The organism is Pedococcus sp. KACC 23699 (assembly GCF_045348425.1).
Lineage (GTDB): Bacteria > Actinomycetota > Actinomycetes > Actinomycetales > Dermatophilaceae > Pedococcus.
In genome coordinates this window covers 2,721,280-2,740,732 of the sequence record NZ_CP157483.1, presented here as the reverse complement: position 1 = coordinate 2,740,732, position 19,453 = coordinate 2,721,280, and the positions used below count along the sequence as shown (strand labels likewise).

Below are 19,453 nucleotides of genomic sequence, written 5' to 3'. Positions count from 1 at the left end.
CATGGTCCACCCGACTGAATCGTGGCGGCTCATGCCGAAGGACGGTGTTTGTCACTCAGCCGGGACGGTCATGTCGCGTGGGCGACCCAGGACCTGGCCGGTGAACCCGGCCATGTGACCGGGGCGAGGGACTGCGCATACCGCGACCGTGGTGCTCGGGGCCGACCACCCAGGTCGGCCAGGAAGCGGAAGGCACCATGAGCACGAGCACAGCCGACACGACCGAGATCACGACCAGCACGCTGCCGGCGCCTACGGGACCGTTCGGTCGCATCACCCTCGCAGCCATGGGTATGGGCGCAGTCGCCGCGGCAGTCACCACGTTCGTGCTGCTTCCGTCCGCGTCCGAGGCACGCGTGGTCGGTGCTGCGCTGATCGCGTTCTCCGCGGGATGGGCGCTGCTCGCCTGGCTCACGAGCCGGTACACCAACCGCCCGCAGACGTGGGCCTACCTCCCCGCGGCCGGTATGGCGCTCGGCGGCGCCCTCATGACCATCGCCAACCCTGGCGAGCCGGCCATGAGCCGGCTCCCCTGGGCCTGGGCGCCCGCCCTCGTCGCGGTCGGCCTCTGGACCGGCTGGCGCACCCGTCGCGACCTCCCGCGGCGCCGTGCCCGGCTCCTCGTCCACACGGTCGCTGCCCTCATGGTCGTCGCCGGCGTCGGCGGGTTGGCTCAGGTCGCCGGGGGCGACGTGAGGACCGCCGCCGGCCCGATGCCCGGCAGGCTCATCGACGTCGGCGGGTACCGCCTGCACCTGCACTGCGCCGGTACCGGGACGCCCACCGTCGTCCTGCTCAACGGTCTCGGCGAGACCTCCCCCCAGTGGGCGCGCGTGCTGCCTGCGGCCTCCGCCAGCACCCGCGTGTGCGCGTACGACCGGGTCGGACAGGGCTGGAGCGACGACTCACCGAACCCAGCCGACGCCACCACCGCAGCGACCGACCTGCACAAGCTCCTGGCCGCCGCCGGTGAGCCCGGTCCGTTCGTCCTGGCCGGACACTCCTCCGGTGGAGTCCACGCCCTGACGTACACGCACCTGTACCCAGCGCAGGTCGCAGGTGTCGTCCTGCTCGACAGCGCCAGCCCTCACCAGGTGCAGGCCGTCAGCACGTTCGACGGCGAGTACCAGGTCATGCGGCGCGTCCTCGCCGCCGCACCAACCTTGTTCCGCTTCGGTATCGGCCATGTCCTGGCCACCTTGGGCACCCCGGACCTTCCGGGGAACGCCGGCCAGCAGGCCGCCACGTTCGCGGACAGCCCTCGCGGCTGGACCGCAGAGCGCGCCGAACAACGTTCACTCCCCACCACGTTCGTCCAGGCGCAGGCCCTGACCAGCCTCGGGCACCGGCCGTTGGTCGTTCTCACCGCCAAGGCCAACGTCGACGCCAAGCCCGGCTGGGGCACCGCGCAGAACCAGCTGGCGGCGTTGTCCACGAACAGCCGGCACACCGTCGCCGACATGGACCACGTCGGGTTCTTGCACGACCCGGCCGGCGCCGCCCTGTCCGTGACCGCCATCCACGACGTCGTCACCGCCGCCCGCACCAACCAAGCGGTGCCCACCCGGTGACGCGCGCCCGTACCCGCCGCTGCACTCTCCACAGGCCCTACCCACCGACGCAAGACAGGAAGACCATGAACACCACGACCACCTCCGCACAGGGAGTCACCATGAAGGCAGTCACCCAGGCCCGGTACGGCACCTCCGAGGTCCTGCGCGTCAGCGACGTCCCCATCCCAGAGCCGGCCGACAACGAGGTCCTCATCAAGGTCCACGCCGCCGGACTCGACCGCGGCACCGAACACCTCATGACCGGCAAGCCGTACGCGATGCGACCTGTCACCGGCCTGCGCCGCCCCAGGAACCCCATCTCCGGGCGCGACGTCGCCGGCACCGTCGTCAAGGTCGGTTCCGCCGTGACCCGCTTCGCTGCCGGCGACCAGGTGTATGGCGTCGCGCCCGGCTCCTTCGCCGAGTACGCCGTCGGCCCGGAGGACAAGCTCGCCCACAAGCCGGCCACCCTCACCTTCGAACAGGCCGCCGTCGTCCCCATCTCCGCCGGCACCGCACTGCAGGCCCTGCGGGACGTCGGGAAGGTCCAGCCCGGCCAGCAGGTCCTGGTCATCGGTGCCTCCGGCGGCGTCGGCAGCTACGCCGTCCAGCTCGCCAAGGTGTTCGGCGCCCAGGTCACCGGCGTCGCCAGCGCCGCCAAGGCCGAGTTCGTCCGCAGCCTGGGCGCCGACCACGTCCTCGACTACGAACGCGACGACTTCGCCGACGGGAGCCGCCGCTACGACCTCATCCTCGACATCGGCGGCGGCGCGCCCCTGACTCGCCTGCGGCGGGCGCTCGAGCCCCGCGGCACGGTGGTCTTCGTCGGCAGCGAGAACTCGGGCAACATCACCGGGATGGGCCGCCAGCTGCGAGGGGCCGCACTGTCGCTGTTCATCCGTCAGCGCCTCGCCATCCTCATGGCCAGGGAACGAGCCAGCGACCTCGAACAGCTCACCACCCTGCTGGAGGCCGGTCGGCTCGTCCCCACTCTCGCCAAGACGTACTCCCTCGACCAGGCCGGGTCCGCGATGAAGATGCTCGAGACCGGAAAGGTCGCCGGCAAGGTCGTCATCATTCCCGGCCAGCTCGAACCCGACGTCCCGACGAGCCAGGTGGACACGACGCAGCAATGAGGTGAGCACCGCGGCTGGGCCAGGGGGCACCCACCGTGGCTGGATGGACTACCCGGCCGCTCCGGGCTCGGAAGCTGCCGGGTCCTCGTTGCGACCCGCTTCGATGCGCAGCGAGGCGACCACGTCCTTGGCGACCACGGCCCACTCGATGTAGAAGTCGCGAGAGCGGTCGTCCAGGAACAGGTAGCGGGCGAGGTTCGCGGTGGGCCTCGCGTCGCCGGTGTCGGTGGCGGTGTCGGCGGGGTACAGGTCGGTGAACAGGGCTCGGCCCAACGCGTTGAGGGCCAGAAGGTCGAGGCGGTTGTTCCTGACGTAGGCGGGTGCCCCGATGGTGTCCAGGATGCGCTGGATCCCTTGGCGGACATGGGGCTTCGGGGTGGTCCGGCGTTGCCTGGCGCCGGTGTTGGCGACGCGGGCTGTCGGTGAGGGCCTCTTCCGGGTGCTACCCGAGTAGCCGGGGTCGGTTGCCGCTTCAGTCGCGTAGGGGGTCGCTTCCGAACCGGGCCAGTCCTTCGGCAGGGGCGATCGCGGCGGTGAAACCGAGCTCTGCGGTGGCGCGGGCCGGTGAGGCGACGATGTGTCTGACGTCGCCGAGCCGGTACCGACCGGACACGACCGCGGCTGGGCTGCCCTGCTGGCCGGCGGTGACCATGCGGGCCACGTCGAGGATGGTGATGGGACGACCCGAGCACACGTTGTATGCCGTGTGGCTGCCCGGGTCTCGACCGCTGACGGCCTCCACCGCTGCGAGGTTGGCGCGGGCGACGTCGTCGACGTGGACGAAGTCACGCATCTGGCCGCCGTCTTCGAACACGACTGGTGCGCGGCCGGCTTCCATGGCCGAGCGGAAGATGGCGGCGACGCCGGAGTACGGAGTGTCCTTCGGCATCCCTGGTCCGTACACGTTGTGGTACCGCAGGGAGATGGCGCGGGCGGGAGCCTGACGGGCCCACGCGGTCGCGTAGTGCTCTTGGGCGACCTTGCTCGCGGCGTAGCTGCTGCGCGGGTCGAGGGCGGCGTCTTCGGTCACCGTCTCCCAGTCCAGCACCGTGCCGCAATGGGGGCAGGTGTTGTCGAACTGGCCTGCGTCGAGGTTGTGCACACGTCTGGGCGCCGTCGCCTGAGGCCCATGGGTCGGGCACCGGTAGCGCCCTTCCCCGTAGACCACCATCGACGAAGCCTGCACGAACCGTGACACTCCCACCTTCGCCATGGCAGCGAGGAGCGCAGCGGTGCCGAGGTCGTTGTTCGCGGCGTACAGGGGCAGGTCTGCGACGGTGACGCCGACGCCGACCATCGCGGCCAGGTGGCACACGACATCCGTGCGCTCGAGCAGGTCGACCCAGTCGTCAGCGTCTCGAACGTCCAGGACGTGCACCCCGTCGGGTGGGGTGGCCGGGCGCGAGTGCGCCTGCGGCACCATCGCGTCCACCTCGACGACGTCGTGACCTGCTGCCCGGAGGGCGGTGGCTGTGGCGGTGCCGATGAACCCGGCGGACCCGGTGAGCAGCACCCGCATCGGACCCGGGGTCACCACGGGGTCACCAGCAGCGTCTGGACCAGCAGCCCCAGCCCGGCCTGCCCGACCAAGGCAAGGCGACGCCAACGGACCGGGACCAGGACCGTGGCCAGGAGCAGCCAGGGGACGAACGGGAGCCAGATGCGTTCCACCTCGGCCTTGCTCATCAGCGACAGGTCCGCGACCGCCACCGCCACCACCGCGCCGGTCACCAGCGTCAGGACGGGGTCATCCTGGGGGCGGACGACCGCGTCCCGGATGCGGCGACCGGATGCGCCGAGGGCGCCGAACAGGACCGGGCCGGCGGACACGGCCAGCAGGGCGAGGTTGGCCCACAACCAGTACCAACCGGGCCTGGCCGAGGCGAGCCCATCCCAGTACCGCTGGCGCAGCACCGGGTACGCCTCCCAGTAGCTGAACCCGACCACTGCGAACCCGCCCACGACACCAGCCGCCCCGACTGCGACCACCGCGAGCAGAGCAACCAGGTCACGGTGCCAGCCATGGGCAGCGACCAGCGCTGCGAGGACCACCGCGGCGATCAGGGGAAGGCCGTAGGACAGCATGGCGCACCCGCCGAGACCGAGTCCTGCGCAGATGGCCCACGCCAGCCGCCGCGGGCGGGAGCGTGCTGCCCCGGTCAGCGCGGCGAAGGCAACGGTCCACGCGGCCGCCGCCGCGAACACCGCATCGGCGGACACGGCTTGCCACACGGCGAACGGTCCGAGCACCAGGAACGGCAGCACACTTCCGACGCGGTCGCCCTGGCCGAGGGCTCGGCAGGCCACGGCCACCGCGACCGGGACGGTCGCCACAACGGTGACCACGACCAGTCCCGCGGCCAGACCCGACCCCAACCCCAAGCGGACCAGCCCGACGAAGAACAGCAGGGCGCCGGGCGGGTGGCCGGCTACGTGCACCGGCCAGTTGTTGTTCGCGGCCAACGGGATCCGGCCGGTGAACGAGCGCAGCAGGGCGTCGGTGTCGTCGACTGTACGGGCGGTGGCGAGGTACTCCGTGTCGTGGTTCAGGACGGCACCGATGCCGTCGGCCCCGTCGACGAGGGCGAGGGACACCATCCATGCCAGGGACAAAGCCCACACTGCCAGCAGCAGCCGGCCCCAGCTCAGCCGCCTCATGACCGCCCAGGGGTGCGGGGTTCCCGCCCAGGCCAGCAACGCCAGCGCAGGGACTGTGCCCACCCCGACCCTCGGCGACCACGCCCCCTCCAGCGGTGCTGCCGCCCCGGCATGGACGTGCACCCCTGGCAGGTGCGCCACGAGGACCGCGACCGTGAACATCACGACGGCCACAGCGACGCCCCGCGCCAGCTTCCGCCCGGGCGGCGTAACCGCGTGCTCGAACGCGTCATGGTCCACCGCCGAGGGCGGTGGCTCGGGGTGGCTGTGAGGGAGCGTCGTAGATGCGGGTGGTGGGGTCACGTTGCTGACCCTCGCACGACAAGCGGACCCGCGGCGGTCACCGATGGGAGTGGTCAGACTTCCGTAATGTTTTGCCCCGCAACGCAAACGGTGCCGGCCATATCGTCGTCGCATGGTCCTGGACTGCGAACTCATCCTCCCGTGCCGCAATGAAGCTGGCGCACTTCCGGCGCTGCTCGCGAGGGTGCCCGAGGGCATGTCGGTCGTGGTCGTCGACAACGGCTCCACGGACGGAACCGCGGATGTCGCCCGCGCACGGGGGGCACGAGTGGTCGTCGAACACCGCCCCGGGTACGGTGCCGCGGTTCAGGCCGGCGTGAACAGCGCGCGGGCCCGGTACGTCGCGGTGATGGACGGCGACGGGTCCCTCGACCCGGCGCAGCTGCTGCCGCTGCTGGCCGATGTCGCCCGGGGGCGGGCCACGATGGCGGTCGGACGACGTCGACCCATGACCCGCGCCGCCATGGCTTGGCACGCCCGTGCGTTCAACCTGATGGCGGCATGGTGGATCGGTAGGCGTACCGGCTTGCGGCTGCACGACATCCCGTCGGTGCGGGTGACCCGTCGCGTGGACCTGCTCGCGCTCGGCGTTCGGGACCTGCGGTTCGGGTACCCGGTCGAGGTACTGGTTCGCGCTCACCGGGCGGGGTGGTCCGTGGTCGAGCACGACATGACCTACGGGCCTCGCGCCGAAGGCACCACGTCGAAGGTGTCCGGGTCGTTGCGCGGCTCGGCCAAGGCCGCCCGCGACCTCGTCAAGGCCCTCCCGTGACCACGGCCACGGCCACGGTTCTCGTCATGGCCAAAGCTCCTGTCGCCGGTGAGGTCAAGACGCGCCTGGCCGCCACGGTCGGGGACGCCCGGGCTGCGCTGCTCGCGCATGCCGCCCTGCTCGACACCCTTGCCGTGTGCGAGGCCGTGTTCCCGCCCGGGCGCCGGGTGGTCGCCCTGGCCGGAACCATCGACCGGTCCGTCGAACCCGCCGTACTGCGAGACGCGCTGACCGGCTGGGACGTGGTCGACCAGGTGGGCCCCACGTTCGGGCACCGGCTCGCGGCGGCGCACCGGGCCGTCCACGTCACGCATGGCGGGCCGGTGGTCCAGGTCGGGATGGACACCCCTCACCTGACTGGCCGTCACCTCGAGCACGTCGTCGCCACCACGAGCAGTGGTCGTCCGGTCCTCGGGCAGGCGCACGACGGTGGTTGGTGGGTGCTGGCGACGACCTCGGCCGAGGACGTGGCCGGCCTGCACCTGGTGCCGATGTCGCGCCCGGACACGTGGGTCCACACGCGCGCCGCCATCGAGGACGCCACCGGGACGGTGCTCCCGACCGCCGAGCTCGGCGACGTCGACACGGCGGCCGACGCACGGGCGGTGGCGGCGACCGCACCACATACCCGGTTCGCCCGCGCCTGGCACCAGCTGGGCCCGACCCTCGAGAGCAGGACCGCATGAGCGCCAGCACCGACATCAGCACCGACACCCGCACCGACGCCGACACCGACAGCCACACCCTCTCCCCCATCGACGCGTACCCGGATGCGGAACGGCGTCCCGGGTACGCCTCACCAGCACTGGTGTTCGCCACCGCCCTGGCCGTCGGGACGCTCAGCGCTGTCATCGAAGGGCACCCTGTCCATCGTGAGCTCCCGGTCCGCTCCTGGACCGGTCAGGCATCGCGCAGCGACCGCTTCCTGCTGGACCACTGCGACGGGTCCACCATCGACCTCGGGTGCGGTCCGGGTCGTCTGGCCGCCGAGCTGCGCGATCGCGGTCATTCGGTGCTCGGCGTCGATGCGTCACCAACAGCCCTGGCGGAAGCGAGGCGGCGTGGCGTGCCCGTCGTGTGCGGCAGCCTGTTCGACCCGGTGCCGGGGGAAGGGACCTGGGACACCGCCCTGCTGGCCGACGGCAACATCGGCATCGGCGGCGACCCGTCTGACCTGCTCGCCCGCGCCCGTCAGCTCATCCACGACCGGGGCCGGGTCGTCGTCGACCTGGCCAAGGCCGGCACCGGCCTGCGCGTGCACCAGCTGCACCTTCGAGCCGGTGGGCTCGCGTCCACGTCGTTCTCCTGGGCCGAGTTGGGTCCGGACGCGTTGCCGCAGGCTGCCACCGAGGCCGGACTCACCGTCGCTGTCGTGGCACATCGACGGGGGCGCACCGTCGCTGTCCTCAGCCCAGCCACCGGCGTGAAGTCGTGAGCGGCACCCGCGTCACCGACGCCCTCACGAGACTCCTCGACCGAGCACCCACGCCGGAGGACTTCACCAGTGACGCGCGCACCCCTCAGCTCACGGCTCGCGTGGGGACCTGGCTCGGCGTGTGCTTCCTGGTTGCGTTCCTCACCGGTGTCTGGAGCCACGTGGCGCAGCTGCCGAACCCGTTGGTGCCCCTGCCGACCCGACCCATCTGGCTGTACCGCGTCACCCAGGGCGTGCACGTCGCGGCCGGGACCGCGGCGGTGCCGTTGCTGCTGGTCAAGCTGTGGTCGGTGTTCCCGCAGCTCTTCCGTCGGCCGCCGACCGCGACACGGGCCAGGCTTCTCGACGCCGCCGAACGGGTGTCCATCCTGGTGCTGGTCTCCAGCGCGTCGCTCCAGCTCGTCACCGGTCTGGCGAACTCTGCCCAGTGGTACCCGTGGTCGTTCTCGTTCAGGGCGACGCACTTCGCGCTCGGCTGGGTCGCCATGGGCTCCCTGCTCGTCCACATCGCGGTGAAGCTGCCGGTCATCCGCAGCGCATGGCTCGGGCCCGAGGTGGTGCCCGACCCTGGTGCGGTTTCTCGGCGCAGCATCCTGCGGGTCACCTGGGCGGCGGCGGGGATCGCCGTGGTGAGCAGCGCCGCCTCCGGGGTCCCGGGCGTCCGACACCTGTCGGTCCTCGCAACCCGCTCCGGAACCGGTCCGGGAGGCGTACCCATCAACAAGACCGCGGTCGCGGCCGGCGTCGCGACGACTGCGACCGACCCCACCTTCGCCCTCACGATCGTGGGCGGTAGGACGCAGGTGCACCTGACCCGAGCAGAGCTGGAGGCCATGCCGCAGACGACGGCCACGCTGCCCATTGCGTGCGTCGAAGGGTGGAGCGCCACCGGAACGTGGGGCGGTGTCCGCATCAGTGACCTCATGGCGTTGGTCGACGCCCCCACCGGGGCAGCTGTCCTGGTCGAGTCCCTGCAGCGCGGTGGAGCCTCCAGCCGCAGCCGGTTGCCGGGCAACGTCGCCGCAGATCCGCAAGCCATCCTTGCCCTCACGCTGGCCGGTGAACGACTGTCCCTCGACCACGGCTACCCGTGCCGGATCATCGCCCCGAACCGCCCCGGTGCCCTGCAGACCAAGTGGGTCAACCGACTCGAGGTCCAGGCATGAGCACCGAACTGCGCGGCACCCGAACCGTCCTCGCCGTGGTCGGGGTCCTGGTCGGCCTGTACGGCGCCATCCGGTTCCTGGGCCTGGGGTGGGGAAACCTGCTGGCGACCGGGCCATGGCTAGCCGGGGTCGTGTTCGTCCACGACGGGCTCCTAGCGCCGCTGGTCGTCCTCGCTGGCGTCGGCGCGGCCCGGGTGCTGCCGACCTGGGCCCGTCGGGCAGCGCTGCTGGTACTGGTGGTGCTGGGTTCGGTGACGCTGGTGGCGGTGCCCGTGCTGGGGCGGTTCGGCGCCAAGGCGGACAACCCCACCCTGCTGGACCGCCCGTATGCCGTCGGGTGGGTCGCGGTCGCCGCCGTAGTCTTGGGCGCAGCCACGGCTGTGGCGGTCCGCGACAGGCGCAAAGGAGCACCGGGTGGCTGAGGTCCTCGTCGTCGACGACGACCTCACCGTCCGCGAGGTCGTCGTGTCCTACCTGCGAGCTGGTGGCCACGAGGTGCAGGAAGCCGGCGACGGTGAAGCGGCGTTGCGAGCCATGCGGGGCCGCGGCGCTGACCTGGTCGTCCTCGACCTGATGCTGCCCGGCGTCGACGGGCTCGAGGTGTGCCGGCAGCTGCGCGAGAGCAGCGACGTACCCATCATCATGCTCACCGCCCTCGGTGCGGAAACCGACCGCCTCGTCGGGCTGCGCCTGGGCGCTGACGACTACGTGACCAAGCCGTTCAGCCCTCGGGAGCTCGCGCTGCGCGTCGACTCCGTTCTGCGCCGAGTGGGGCAACGACACCCCAAGGGCGCCACCGTCATCGACGGCGACCTGGTCGTCGAGCCCGCCGAGCACACGGCGACGCTGGGTGGCAGCGTCCTGCCCCTGACGGTGCGCGAGTTCGACCTGTTGCACTTCCTGGTCGCCAACCCCCGCCAGGCCTGGTCCCGTGACGCGCTGCTGCGCGAAGTGTGGGGCTGGTCCTTCGGGGACCAGTCCACCGTCACCGTCCACGTGCGCCGCCTGCGGGAGAAGGTCGAGACCGACCCGCGCCGCCCAGTCCGGTTGCTGACCGTGTGGGGTGTCGGCTACCGGTGGGAACCGCAATGACCAGCGACCAGGTCACCGTCGTCCTCATCGCCGCCTGCTGGTCCCTGGGCGTCGGTGTCGTCGGCGCCCTCGTCGGGTGGCGCATCCGGCGCGCTCCGATCCGCTGGTCCGCCGGACTCATCGCCGTCGTCGCCGTCGGAGGAGTCGTCGCCGGGGTCGTCGGCACCGCGCGGGCCATGTTCCTGTCGACGCACGACTTGAGCGTCGTCGTCCTCGTCTGTGGTGTCTCCGGCCTGGTGTCCGCAGTGTTCGCGCTGCTCCTGGCCCGCACCCTGGCCCTGTCCGCGCGGCGCCTGCGGGGCATGGCCGCCGCTGTCGGCGCCGGGCAGGACGTCCAAAGGCCTGTCGGTGACCCCGCCGAGATGCGGGCGGTCGCCGACGAGCTCGCGCGCAGCAGTGACCGGCTTCGCACCGCTCAGGCGCGCGAACGTCAGCTGGAGCAGTCCCGGCGCGAGCTCGTTGCCTGGGTGTCCCACGACCTGCGGACCCCTCTGGCCGGGCTGCGAGCCATGGCCGAAGCCCTCGACGACGGCGTCGCCACCGACCCGCGGCGCTACCACCGGCAGATGCTGACGGAGACCAACCGGATGGCGAGCATGGTCGACGACCTGTTCGAGCTGTCGCGCATCCACGCTGGCGCGCTCAACCTGACCCTGCAACCGATGGTTCTGCGTGACGTGGTCAGCGAGTCCATCGCCGGCGCCGCGCCGGTCGCCACCACCCGCGGTGTCGAGCTCGGCGGGAACGTCGTGCCCGATGTCGAGGTTCGCGCCGACGCGGCTGCCCTGTCCCGGGTGGTGGGAAACCTGGTCATGAACGCCATCCGGCACACCCCGGCCGACGGGGTCGTCCTCGTCGAGGGCCACTCGACCGCAGACGCGGTTGAGCTCACCGTGAGCGACGGGTGCGGCGGCATCGACCCCGACGACCTCGAGTCGGTGTTCGAAGTCGGATGGCGCGGCACCCGCGCCCGGACACCGGGCCCGGACGCCGGTGCTGGGCTCGGTCTGGCCATCGTGCGAGGACTCGTCGAAGCGCACCAGGGCACGGTCACCGTCAGCAACCACGGCACGGGCTGCCGTTTCGTCGTCCGCCTCCCCGCCTGACCCGGCTTGGCTGCGTCAGGCGCTGGCCATGCCCGGGTCGAGCGCGTGAGCCAGGGCGCGAAGCCCGTCCCGGATCCGGGTCTTGGCGGTGCTGTGCGGGATTCCCAGGTGTGCCGCAACCTCGGTGTACGTCAGGCCGTGGAAGTACGCGAGCTGCACCGCGGTCCGCTGCTTCAGGGTCAGTGCCGCCAGGGCTCCTCGGACTCGCGCTGCTTCGAAGGACGAGTGGGCCGCCTCGGCGGTGGAGTCGAACGGTGCCGACGTCACCTTCTGTGTCCACACTTCGTCGCGGGTGCGGCTCGCGGAGACACTACGGACCCGGTCCACCGCGCGCCGGTGCGCGATGGTGAGGATCCACCCCGCTCCGCTTCCGCGTGACGGTTCGTACCGACCAGCTTCGGCCCACACATAGCTGAACACGTCCTGCGTGATCTCCTCAGCGAGGGCGTGCTGGACCACGATGCGCAGCACCAGCCCGAACACGCGCGGCGCCGTCGCCGCGTAGACCTGCTCGAACGCGGCCTCGTCCCCGGAGGTGCAGCGGACGAGCAGGTCGCCCAACGACTGTCCTTCGTCGCCTTCGCCGTCCCAGCCGTCGGGTGGTGCGCTGTGGGCGGTCACGAGGTTCGCACCGACATCCGCATCACCAGGTCGTGCAGGTCGTCTCGCAGCCCGGTCAGCTCATCGCCGCACAACCCGGTCTGCTCGACGACGTCCAGCTGCGCCCGCGACGCGCCCAGCTCGACAGCAGCACCTCGGGGTGTGAGGCGAACTCGACGGGTTCGCGCGTCGTCCGGGTCCTGGTCGCGCACGACGAGTCCAGCTTCCTCGAGGCGCCTCAGGATGGGGCTGACCGCGGCCGGCGACAGCTGCAACCGGTCGGCAATCTCGTGGGCCGGTTGGTCGTCGGACTCCCACAGCACCAGCATGATCAGGTACTGCGGATACGTCAGCCCGACGGCTTCCAGCAGAGGTCGGTACGCGCGGGTCACCTGGTTCGTCGCGGCGTACAGCGCGAAGCACAGCTGGTCGTCGAGTCGCAGATTGCTGGACCTGGTCATTGGCACTCCCTTGTCGGCCATCAGCAACGTAGTTCACGCGTGAACCATCCGCGCGCCGGGCAGCATCCGGTGAGGACACTCTGACCGAACAGGTGACCCGACAAGCGCTCCCGCTCGCAGGCCCCACCCCCCCCAGGCCGTCCGCCGTAGGCGTCGATCAGTCGCTTGGACATTCCCTGGACGCGGCGCGCGCGTGGGGGTCGGATGTCCAGACAGGCGTCCGACAACCACCACTGCCGTCCGGCGAACTGGCGCGCACAAGTCCCGGGTACGCCAGAACCCCCTCCCGTGGGAGGGGGTTCTGGGCGTCGCACCCGATTACTCGAATGCTCTTTGTAGCGGGGGCAGGATTTGAACCTGCGACCTCCGGGTTATGAGCCCGGCGAGCTACCGAGCTGCTCCACCCCGCGTCGGTGAACCCAACCTTACGGGACGCCTCGCGTGATCTCCAAATCGGCACCGGGCCGGTCCTTCGGGCCGCTGCCGGGGGCCTCGAGACAGTCCCCCGGCAGCGACCGTCACGGAGTGGTCGCGCTCGGTGCGGGCGTCGTGGCCGACGATGACGGGGACGGCGAGACGCTGACGCTGCCACCCTTCGGCGCGGCCGCCACAGCCCGCTTGATCGCGTCGTCGAGCTTCTTCTGCGCCGCGCCGTACGCCGCGAAGTCGTTCTGGCGCAACGCAGCCTGGCCCTCCGCATACGCGGCCTGGATGTCCGCGAGCGCCTTGGTGAGCGCAGCCGGGTTCGCCACGCCAGGAGCACTCGGGGTGGGCGTCGGCGTGCTGCCACCGGTCGGCGGCGTGGTCGGCGTCGCACTGCCGCCCGTCCCGGAGTCGCCCGCGGACGTGCCGGAGTTGCCACCGAAGAGGCCGGCGAGCGCCCCGTCGAGGGTGTCCGACCAGGCCAGCTTGTTGCCGAAGGCGACCACCGTGGCCCGCGACAGCGGGAACGCCGTGGTGGTGTTGGCGCTGACGTAGATCGGCTGGACGTAGAGCAGTCCGCCACCGACGGGCAGGGTCAGCAGGTTGCCGAGCGTCACGCGCGACCCCTGCTGACGCGCGTTGTTGAGGAACTGCGACAACGTCAGGCTGAACGCCGCGGACGTCTGGTTGGACGACCCGATGTCGTTCTGCACCTGCCCCGGCCCCTTGACCTGGCTGTCCTTGGGCAGCTCGAGCAGCCGCAGGGTGCCGTAGTCGTTGCTGCGCTGGCCGGCGGTCTTGCCGGCGTCCGCGTCGACGGCCAGGAAGCCCGAGAGCACCTGACGGTCACCGACCGGTTTGAACGTCGTCGTCAGGGAGAACTTGGCGGCGTCCTGGTCGGGCATCTTCAACGTCAGGTAGTACGGCGGCTGGACGACGTTGGCCTGCTCCTGGGCCGGGTCCTCCGGCACCTCCCAGAAGTCCTGGCCGCCGTAGAACGAGGCTGCGTCGGTGACGTGGTACTTGGTCAGGATCTGGCGCTGGACCTTGAACAGGTCCTCGGGGTAGCGCAGGTGCGACATCAGGTCGCTGCTGATCTTCGACATCGGCAGGACCGTGTTGGAGAACGCCTTGCTCCAGGCCTTGAGCACCGGGTCCTTGTCGTCCCAGGCGTACAGCTTGATCGAGCCGTCGTAGGCGTCGACGGTCGCCTTGACCGAGTTGCGGATGTAGTTGACCTTGCCCGCACCGATCGCCTGCACCGCGCTGGAGCGCGCGGTCACGGAGTCGGACGTCGCACTGTCGACCGCGGTGAGCTTGGAGTAGGGGTAGTCGGCCGAGGTCGTGTAGCCGTCGATGATCCACTGGACCCGGCCGTCCACGACCGCAGGGTAGGGGTTGCCGTCCTGGGTCAGCCACGGCGCGACCCGCTTCACCCGCTCCAGCGGCTCCCGGTGGTCGAGGAGGCGGCTTTCGTTGGTGACGGCGTTCGAGAGCAGGAGGTTCAGCTCGCGGTACTTCAGGGCGTAGGCCACCTTGCGCGGGAACGAGCTCAGCGCCACACCACCCTTGCCCTCGTAGGTGTTGTTCTTCTGCCCGGCGACGCTGTTGTCCGGGTAGTCGAACTCCCGCGGAGAGGCGCCCGAGGGGCCCCCGACGATCGAGTACGACGGTGACTCCTCGCCGAAGTAGATCCGCGGCTCGTACTTCCCGATCTTGCCCGTCGGGGGGATGTTCTGCTCGTAGAACACCGGCTCGCCGTCGGGCGTGCGCTGGTTGCCGTATGCCGCGACGACCCCGAAGCCGTGGGTGTAGACGGTGTGGTCGTTGAGCCAGTTGCGCTGGTTGGCCGGCACCCCGTTGAGGTCGAGCTCCCGAACTGCCACCACCGTGTCCCGGACCTTGCCGTCGATGGTGTAGCGGTCGACGTCGAGGGCATCGGGGAAGGCGTAGTAGGACTTCACCGACTGGAGCTGCTTGAACGTCGGCGACACGACGATCGGGTCGACGAGCCGCAGGCCCGGGATCGTCTCGGCGTCGTTGCGCAGCTGGCCCTGGCTCGCCTCGGTCGTCGCCTTGTAGGGGGACGTCTTGATCGTGTCGATGCCGAAAGCGGCCCGGGTCGCCTTGATGCCGCGCTCGATGTACGGCTGCTCCAGCGACTTCTCCGACGGCTTGACCTTGAACCTCTGGTAGAGCGCGGGGTAGATGCTCCCGACCACGAGGGAGGTGATGACCAGCAGGGCCACACCAACGACGGGCAGCCGCCACGACCTGGTCCAGATCGAGGCGATGAAGATGCCGGCGACCATGACGGCGGCCACGGCGAGGATGGCCTTGGCCGGCAGGACGGCGTTCGCGTCGGTGTAGCGGATGCCGGTGAGCAACGAGGAGTCCTTGACCGACAACGAGTAGCGGTCGAACCAGTAGGTCGCCGCGCGCACCAGCACCAGAGCGGCCAGGAGGATCGCGAGGTGCGTCCTCGTGGCCCGCGTGGTGCGCTCGGCACGCGCCTGGATCTGCAGCCCGCCGTACACGTAGTGCGTGAAGGCCGCCGCGAGCAGCGCCATCACCAGGGCCATCGTGAGGAAGCCGAGCAGGAACCTGATCCAGGGCAGGGTGAACACGAAGAAGGACAGGTCGAGGTGGAACTGAGGGTCCTTGGTGCCGAACGAGCTCCCGTTGCGCCACAGCAGGTAGGTCTGCCACTGCCCCGCCGCTCCGGTCCCGGCGAGCAGGCCGAGGACGGCGGGCACCGCCACGATCGCGATCTTGCGCAGGGGCTCGATGGCCTCGCGGTACTGGTCGAGGTTCTGCTGCTGTGCCGTCACCGGGGCGTAGATCGGGCGTGCCCGGTAGGCGATGAGCAGGCTCGAGGCGACCAGGGCCGCGGTGATGAGGAACCCGACGATGAAGAGCACCGTCTTGGTGATCAGCTCGGTGGTGAAGACGTTGGTGTAGCCGACCGAGTTGAACCACAGGATCTCGGTCCACAGGGACGCCGCGATCGACACGAGGAAGCCCAGCGCCACCAGGATGATCAGCGTCGGGACCAACGGTCCGCGCCGCCTGCGGAAGTTCAGCGTCGGAGGGCGGCGTCCACCCGCGCCTGCGCCCCCGGGGCGCGGGGCGCCCTCACCCCGGCCACCCTCGCCGCCTGGTCCGTCCTGCCCGAACCACTCTGAAGAACTCACTGCACGCCCGATCTGCCGCGCCGCCTCCCACGCTGGGGGCCTGCTGGTAGTGGGACCAACTTACCGAGGGCGGCTGTGGTTCCCACCTCCCCGTCGGTCACGCCTCGGTGTCAGCCGGTCCCCCGGCGGGTATGCCGCCGCTCACCTCCGCGGTGGCTCGCGCGCCTGCGCCCGCGTCGATGCGGCACGATGGGCCCGTGAGCCAGACCTCCCACCCCGTCGCCGACCCGCTGTCCATCGCTGCCCTGGACACCGAGCGCCATGTCGCAGCCTCGGGCTGGGACCAGAACCCGCGCCTCTTCGCGCTCGTCCCGACCTCCGACCTCGTCGCCCGCGAGCCGCACCTGCGGGCCCAGCTCAAGGGTGCCGACCTCGCCGAGGGCGCGTTGAGCGCGATCGAGCAGGAGGACCTGCCGAAGACCTCCAACCTCGAGTCCCTCCTGGGCGGGATCGCGTGGCCGGAGAGCGTCGTGGGTGCCGCCCTGGCCGTGGAACGCATCGTCGTCCCGCCCGAGGCCGAGCGGGACCTGCCCGTGCACGCCGAGTCCGCCGTCGACGCCCTCGCCGCGCACCCGAAGCGCCAGGACGTCCGCCTGCTCGTGGCGGTCACGCGCGACGGCCAGAGCCGGTGCCTGCTGCGGCAGCGGGCCCACGACCGCGACGACCAGGTCGCCCTCGGCGAGGACATCGCACCCGGGCTCGTGCACGCCCTCCGCGCGACCCTGCAGGACTGAGACCGGGCTCCCCCGCGGACCGCACCGACCGAGCTCGGCCGGGGCCTGCTGCGGACCTACTTGGTGCAGGTCGGCAGGCTCGCGGCCTTGCCGGCAGCGATGGCCTCGACGGACTTCCTGGCCTCGTCGAACGTGCCGATGCGCACCACGGTCAAGCCGTCCGGGACGTGCCCGACGACCTCGTTGCAGTTGTCGGCAGGCGCGAGGAAGAACTTCGCTCCGCCGTCACGGGCACCGACGAGCTTCTGCCGGATCCCGCCGATCGGCCCGACCTTGCCGGTGGCGTCGATGGTTCCGGTGCCTGCGATCTTCTTGCCCCCGGTGAGCGCGCCAGGCGTGAGACGGTCGTAGACACCGAGCGCGAACATCGTCCCGGCAGAAGGGCCCCCGACATTTCCGGCGTCGATCTTCACGTCGAACGGGAACTGGAACTTCACCCCGAGGAAGACACCGACGGTGACTCGGCCGTCGGAGGCCCGGGTCTTGACCGGCACCTCGATGGTGCGACCGTCGCGCAGCAGCTTCAGGGTGACGGTGTCCCCCGCCTTGTGGGTGCTGACGACCTTGCGGATCGTGTCGGGCCCGTCGACGCTCGTGCCGTCGACGGCGAGCACCTCGTCGCCGGCCCTGAGCAGAGCCGCCGACGGCGCGTCCTTGGCGACCTGTGCGATCACGGTGTGGGTGGTGACCTTCTGGCCGGTGGCCCTGATGGCGACGGCGATCGCCTCCTGCTGGGAGTCGATCATCTCCGCGGTGCTCTCCTCCTCCACCTGCTTGTCGGTGACGCCCTTGGGGAAGTACAGCTGCTCGTCGACGACCTCCTCGTTGGGGTCGAGCTTGCCCCGGAGCACGTCCCAGATGGTGACCCGGAAGCCGGGCCCGCCCGACACGCGGACCGTCGTGAAGTCGAGGGCCCCCTCGGTGGGATAGGTCCTGGCCCCCGAGACGGTGATGAGGTCCTTGCCCGACAGCCGGCCCAGGGTGTTGGTGATCGGGCCCGGCTTCATCACGACGTAGGGCAGCCCCACGATGGTCGACAGCGCGCCCAGGGCGATCAGCAGGAACAACGCCACGAGGCTCGCCGAGGAGCGGCGACCGAGCCGGTAGGGGTCGGACCGGCCTGGACCACCGGGCCGGCCGGGTTCGAGGATCGGGGACGTCGGCGTACCGGGTGAGCTCACGGGAGGCCCACCCACTCGTCGGACCCGTCCGTGAACTGCTGGTGCTTCCAGATGGGCACGGTGGACTTCAGCGTGTCGACGAGGTCGCGGCAGGCCTCGAAGGCTTCTCCGCGATGGGCCGCGGACACCGCGGCGACGACGGCCATGTCACCGATCTCGAGGTGTCCCACCCGGTGCACGGCCCCGAGGCGCGCGACCGGGTGCCGGTCGGCGACCTCCCTGCAGACCGTGGCGAGGGCGTCCACGACGCTCGGGTGCGCGGAGTAGTCGAGGGCGGTGACCGACGCACCGTGGTCGTGGTCGCGGACCACCCCGACGAAGACCGCGATCCCCCCGCACTGCGGGTGCCGCACGAGGCCGAGCACCTCGTCGACGCTGAGCGCCTCGTCGCGGACGTCGCAGAGGACGACCTCGGCACTGGTCGACGCCTCGGCGGTCGACCCGGTCGGCTCGGTCATCCTGTCGCACCCTTCTTGCGGCGACGCCGCATGATCGCTGCCGTGCCCACCAGGGCCACCGCGGCACTGGCCGCCCCGAGGGCGGCGTCCTTGCGGTCCAGGCGTCTCGCCGCGACCGCGTGTGAGCCCCGGATGGCGTCCAGGAGGACACCGAGGCACGTCTCATTGTCATGGACCGGCGCCCATCCGCGACCCAGCAGGGTCTGGGAGGACACCGCCCACGGGAAGGCGACGAACGCCAGGTCGCTGGCGGGTGCCGGCAAGACCCCAACGCGGTGGAGGCGGTCCGCAGTTCCCATCGCCGCCCCCAGGCTCAGCTCGACCTGGCGCATGCCGGTGAGGCGCTCGAGGTCGCCCTGCGTCAGGTGCCCCTCGGCGCCGACCGCCACGGCACCCTCGACCCCGCGGGCGACGACGACCGCCACCGCCGACCCGAGGTCGTCGACGTGGCAGAACTGCCAGGCCGGGCCGGCGCCGCGCACGGTGAGCAGCCGGGGCGCCTCGAAGTGCCGCGTGGTGACCGTGTCGACCCCGTCACCGACGAGGGCAGCGGGTCGCACGACGGTCAGGCGCAGTCCCGGGTGCACCTCGCGCGCGACCGCCACGAGCTGCTCGACGTCCATGAGGTCGCCCACCTGTCCCTCGTCGGCCGGCGCACGCAACGGCGCGTCGTCCGGAAGGGGCACGGGGTTGTCCGGGAGGGCGCCGTACACCTGCGCTCCGGTGACCAGGACGAGGTGGCGCACGCCGGCAGCGGCCGCGGCGGTGATCACCGTCTGCGCCCGGCGCAGGTTCCGCTCCCTGCGCGGCCGGGTGCCGAGGGCCAGGTCCTGCTCGAGGTTGGTGCTCGCCGCGACGTATGCCGCCGCGTGGACCCCGGCGAGCGAGCGCACCAACGCCGGATCCGCGGGGTCGGCGCGCCGGTACTCGACCCCGCCGATGGGCGGCCGCTCGGCGTCGATCGCGACGACCGTGCCGATGCGCGCCTCGGCGCCAGGGTCCCCGAGAACGACGTGCCCCCGGGCTGCGGCGGTGAGCAACGCCCGCAGTACCGCGTGGCTGGCTGCGTCGGCGGTGCCCACCACGGCGACGTCGATGGCGCTACGCCGCGAGCGAACGCCTCTCGCTCCGGCCCGGGCAGGGGAACTCACCATGGCCTCCGCGTGGTTGTCTAGGGAAAG

The 19,453-nt window shown here is 71.2% G+C and carries 19 protein-coding genes and 1 tRNA gene; 10 read left to right on the top strand and 10 right to left on the bottom strand.

Translation table 11 applies throughout. From position 1 onward, the window contains the following. Positions 1-197: 197 nt before the first annotated feature. Both ABEG17_RS12960 and ABEG17_RS12955 read left to right on the top strand, forming a co-directional pair. Positions 198-1,571, top strand: a complete 1,374-nt coding sequence (locus tag ABEG17_RS12960) for an alpha/beta fold hydrolase (protein ID WP_406829897.1) — start codon at positions 198-200, stop codon at positions 1,569-1,571. A gap of 101 nt (positions 1,572-1,672) precedes the next feature. After that, the gene (locus ABEG17_RS12955) at positions 1,673-2,689 is read left to right on the top strand and encodes an NAD(P)-dependent alcohol dehydrogenase (protein ID WP_406829896.1); all 1,017 of its coding nucleotides are present in this window, start codon (positions 1,673-1,675) and stop codon (positions 2,687-2,689) included. 48 nt (positions 2,690-2,737) lie between these two features. On the opposite strand, the gene ABEG17_RS12950 is transcribed toward ABEG17_RS12955, so the two are convergent. From ABEG17_RS12950 to ABEG17_RS12940, 3 genes are all read right to left on the bottom strand, one after another. Continuing rightward, positions 2,738-3,040: a hypothetical protein gene (locus ABEG17_RS12950; protein WP_406833196.1), complete on the bottom strand. Its 303-nt coding sequence runs from the start codon at positions 3,038-3,040 to the stop codon at positions 2,738-2,740. 121 nt (positions 3,041-3,161) lie between these two features. Continuing rightward, positions 3,162-4,226 (bottom strand): NAD-dependent epimerase/dehydratase family protein, encoded by a 1,065-nt coding sequence (locus ABEG17_RS12945; protein WP_406829895.1) that lies wholly within the window; start codon positions 4,224-4,226, stop codon positions 3,162-3,164. Then, a complete protein-coding gene (locus tag ABEG17_RS12940; RefSeq protein WP_406829894.1) occupies positions 4,220-5,587 on the bottom strand; it encodes a hypothetical protein in 1,368 nt (455 codons plus the stop codon). Before ABEG17_RS12940 ends, ABEG17_RS12945 begins: the two co-directional genes overlap by 7 nt. A 175-nt stretch (positions 5,588-5,762) precedes the next feature. Here ABEG17_RS12940 and ABEG17_RS12935 point away from each other — a divergent pair, with 175 nt between their 5' ends. The 7 genes from ABEG17_RS12935 to ABEG17_RS12905 are packed head-to-tail and all read left to right on the top strand — an operon-like array spanning position 5,763 to position 11,221. Next, positions 5,763-6,422, top strand: coding sequence for a glycosyltransferase family 2 protein (locus ABEG17_RS12935; RefSeq protein ID WP_406829893.1), 660 nt, complete (start codon positions 5,763-5,765; stop codon positions 6,420-6,422). A gap of 26 nt (positions 6,423-6,448) precedes the next feature. Further along, positions 6,449-7,108, top strand: a complete 660-nt coding sequence (locus tag ABEG17_RS12930) for a DUF2064 domain-containing protein (protein ID WP_406829892.1) — start codon at positions 6,449-6,451, stop codon at positions 7,106-7,108. Next, entirely contained in the window at positions 7,105-7,857 is a 753-nt protein-coding gene (locus ABEG17_RS12925) for a methyltransferase domain-containing protein (protein WP_406829891.1), read from the top strand. The genes ABEG17_RS12930 and ABEG17_RS12925 overlap by 4 nt, the downstream gene beginning before the upstream one ends. Then, a complete protein-coding gene (locus ABEG17_RS12920; RefSeq protein WP_406829890.1) occupies positions 7,854-9,023 on the top strand; it encodes a molybdopterin-dependent oxidoreductase in 1,170 nt (389 codons plus the stop codon). The genes ABEG17_RS12925 and ABEG17_RS12920 overlap by 4 nt, the downstream gene beginning before the upstream one ends. After that, positions 9,020-9,445 carry a hypothetical protein gene (locus ABEG17_RS12915; RefSeq protein WP_406829889.1) on the top strand — a complete coding sequence of 142 codons (426 nt, stop codon included), beginning with the start codon at positions 9,020-9,022 and terminating at the stop codon, positions 9,443-9,445. The genes ABEG17_RS12920 and ABEG17_RS12915 overlap by 4 nt, the downstream gene beginning before the upstream one ends. Continuing rightward, complete coding sequence (locus ABEG17_RS12910) at positions 9,438-10,115, top strand: response regulator transcription factor (RefSeq protein WP_406829888.1); 678 nt, start codon at positions 9,438-9,440, stop codon at positions 10,113-10,115. Before ABEG17_RS12915 ends, ABEG17_RS12910 begins: the two co-directional genes overlap by 8 nt. Continuing rightward, on the top strand, positions 10,112-11,221 hold the full coding sequence (locus ABEG17_RS12905) for a sensor histidine kinase (RefSeq protein ID WP_406829887.1): 1,110 nt from the start codon (positions 10,112-10,114) through the stop codon (positions 11,219-11,221). Before ABEG17_RS12910 ends, ABEG17_RS12905 begins: the two co-directional genes overlap by 4 nt. A 15-nt stretch (positions 11,222-11,236) precedes the next feature. Here the strand turns inward: ABEG17_RS12905 and ABEG17_RS12900 are convergent, their stop codons facing one another. The 4 genes from ABEG17_RS12900 to ABEG17_RS12885 form a co-directional block, all read right to left on the bottom strand. Then, positions 11,237-11,842, bottom strand: coding sequence for a sigma-70 family RNA polymerase sigma factor (locus ABEG17_RS12900; protein ID WP_406829886.1), 606 nt, complete (start codon positions 11,840-11,842; stop codon positions 11,237-11,239). Beyond that, positions 11,839-12,282, bottom strand: a complete 444-nt coding sequence (locus ABEG17_RS12895; protein WP_406829885.1) for a MarR family winged helix-turn-helix transcriptional regulator — start codon at positions 12,280-12,282, stop codon at positions 11,839-11,841. The genes ABEG17_RS12900 and ABEG17_RS12895 overlap by 4 nt, the downstream gene beginning before the upstream one ends. Before the next feature lie 336 nt (positions 12,283-12,618). Beyond that, positions 12,619-12,692 (bottom strand) — tRNA-Met (locus tag ABEG17_RS12890). A 108-nt stretch (positions 12,693-12,800) separates the two neighbouring features. Continuing rightward, entirely contained in the window at positions 12,801-15,761 is a 2,961-nt protein-coding gene (locus ABEG17_RS12885) for a UPF0182 family protein (protein ID WP_406829884.1), read from the bottom strand. 317 nt (positions 15,762-16,078) lie between these two features. On the opposite strand from ABEG17_RS12885, the gene ABEG17_RS12880 reads away from it, so the two are divergent. Continuing rightward, a complete protein-coding gene (locus tag ABEG17_RS12880; RefSeq protein ID WP_406833195.1) occupies positions 16,079-16,633 on the top strand; it encodes a PPA1309 family protein in 555 nt (184 codons plus the stop codon). Positions 16,634-16,689: 56 nt separating this feature from the next. Here the strand turns inward: ABEG17_RS12880 and ABEG17_RS12875 are convergent, their stop codons facing one another. The 3 genes from ABEG17_RS12875 to ABEG17_RS12865 are packed head-to-tail and all read right to left on the bottom strand — an operon-like array spanning position 16,690 to position 19,423. Continuing rightward, positions 16,690-17,814 carry a PDZ domain-containing protein gene (locus ABEG17_RS12875; RefSeq protein WP_406829883.1) on the bottom strand — a complete coding sequence of 375 codons (1,125 nt, stop codon included), beginning with the start codon at positions 17,812-17,814 and terminating at the stop codon, positions 16,690-16,692. Beyond that, on the bottom strand, positions 17,811-18,272 hold the full coding sequence (locus tag ABEG17_RS12870) for a molybdenum cofactor biosynthesis protein MoaE (protein WP_406829882.1): 462 nt from the start codon (positions 18,270-18,272) through the stop codon (positions 17,811-17,813). Before ABEG17_RS12870 ends, ABEG17_RS12875 begins: the two co-directional genes overlap by 4 nt. Beyond that, the gene (locus ABEG17_RS12865) at positions 18,269-19,423 is read right to left on the bottom strand and encodes an NAD-dependent epimerase/dehydratase family protein (protein ID WP_406829881.1); all 1,155 of its coding nucleotides are present in this window, start codon (positions 19,421-19,423) and stop codon (positions 18,269-18,271) included. Before ABEG17_RS12865 ends, ABEG17_RS12870 begins: the two co-directional genes overlap by 4 nt. Positions 19,424-19,453 lie beyond the last annotated feature (30 nt).

What these genes read in the sequence shown, in the direction of transcription:
- ABEG17_RS12955 (WP_406829896.1), top strand. Translation starts at nt 1,673, where the DNA reads ATGAAGGCAGTCACCCAGGCCCGGTACGGCACCTCCGAGGTCCTGCGC.
- ABEG17_RS12960 (WP_406829897.1), top strand. Translation starts at nt 198, where the DNA reads ATGAGCACGAGCACAGCCGACACGACCGAGATCACGACCAGCACGCTG.
- ABEG17_RS12915 (WP_406829889.1), top strand. Translation starts at nt 9,020, where the DNA reads ATGAGCACCGAACTGCGCGGCACCCGAACCGTCCTCGCCGTGGTCGGG.
- ABEG17_RS12935 (WP_406829893.1), top strand. Translation starts at nt 5,763, where the DNA reads ATGGTCCTGGACTGCGAACTCATCCTCCCGTGCCGCAATGAAGCTGGC.
- ABEG17_RS12880 (WP_406833195.1), top strand. Translation starts at nt 16,079, where the DNA reads ATGCGGCACGATGGGCCCGTGAGCCAGACCTCCCACCCCGTCGCCGAC.
- ABEG17_RS12905 (WP_406829887.1), top strand. Translation starts at nt 10,112, where the DNA reads ATGACCAGCGACCAGGTCACCGTCGTCCTCATCGCCGCCTGCTGGTCC.
- ABEG17_RS12895 (WP_406829885.1), bottom strand. Translation starts at nt 12,282, where the DNA reads ATGACCAGGTCCAGCAATCTGCGACTCGACGACCAGCTGTGCTTCGCG.
- ABEG17_RS12930 (WP_406829892.1), top strand. Translation starts at nt 6,449, where the DNA reads ATGGCCAAAGCTCCTGTCGCCGGTGAGGTCAAGACGCGCCTGGCCGCC.
- ABEG17_RS12870 (WP_406829882.1), bottom strand. Translation starts at nt 18,272, where the DNA reads ATGACCGAGCCGACCGGGTCGACCGCCGAGGCGTCGACCAGTGCCGAG.
- ABEG17_RS12925 (WP_406829891.1), top strand. Translation starts at nt 7,105, where the DNA reads ATGAGCGCCAGCACCGACATCAGCACCGACACCCGCACCGACGCCGAC.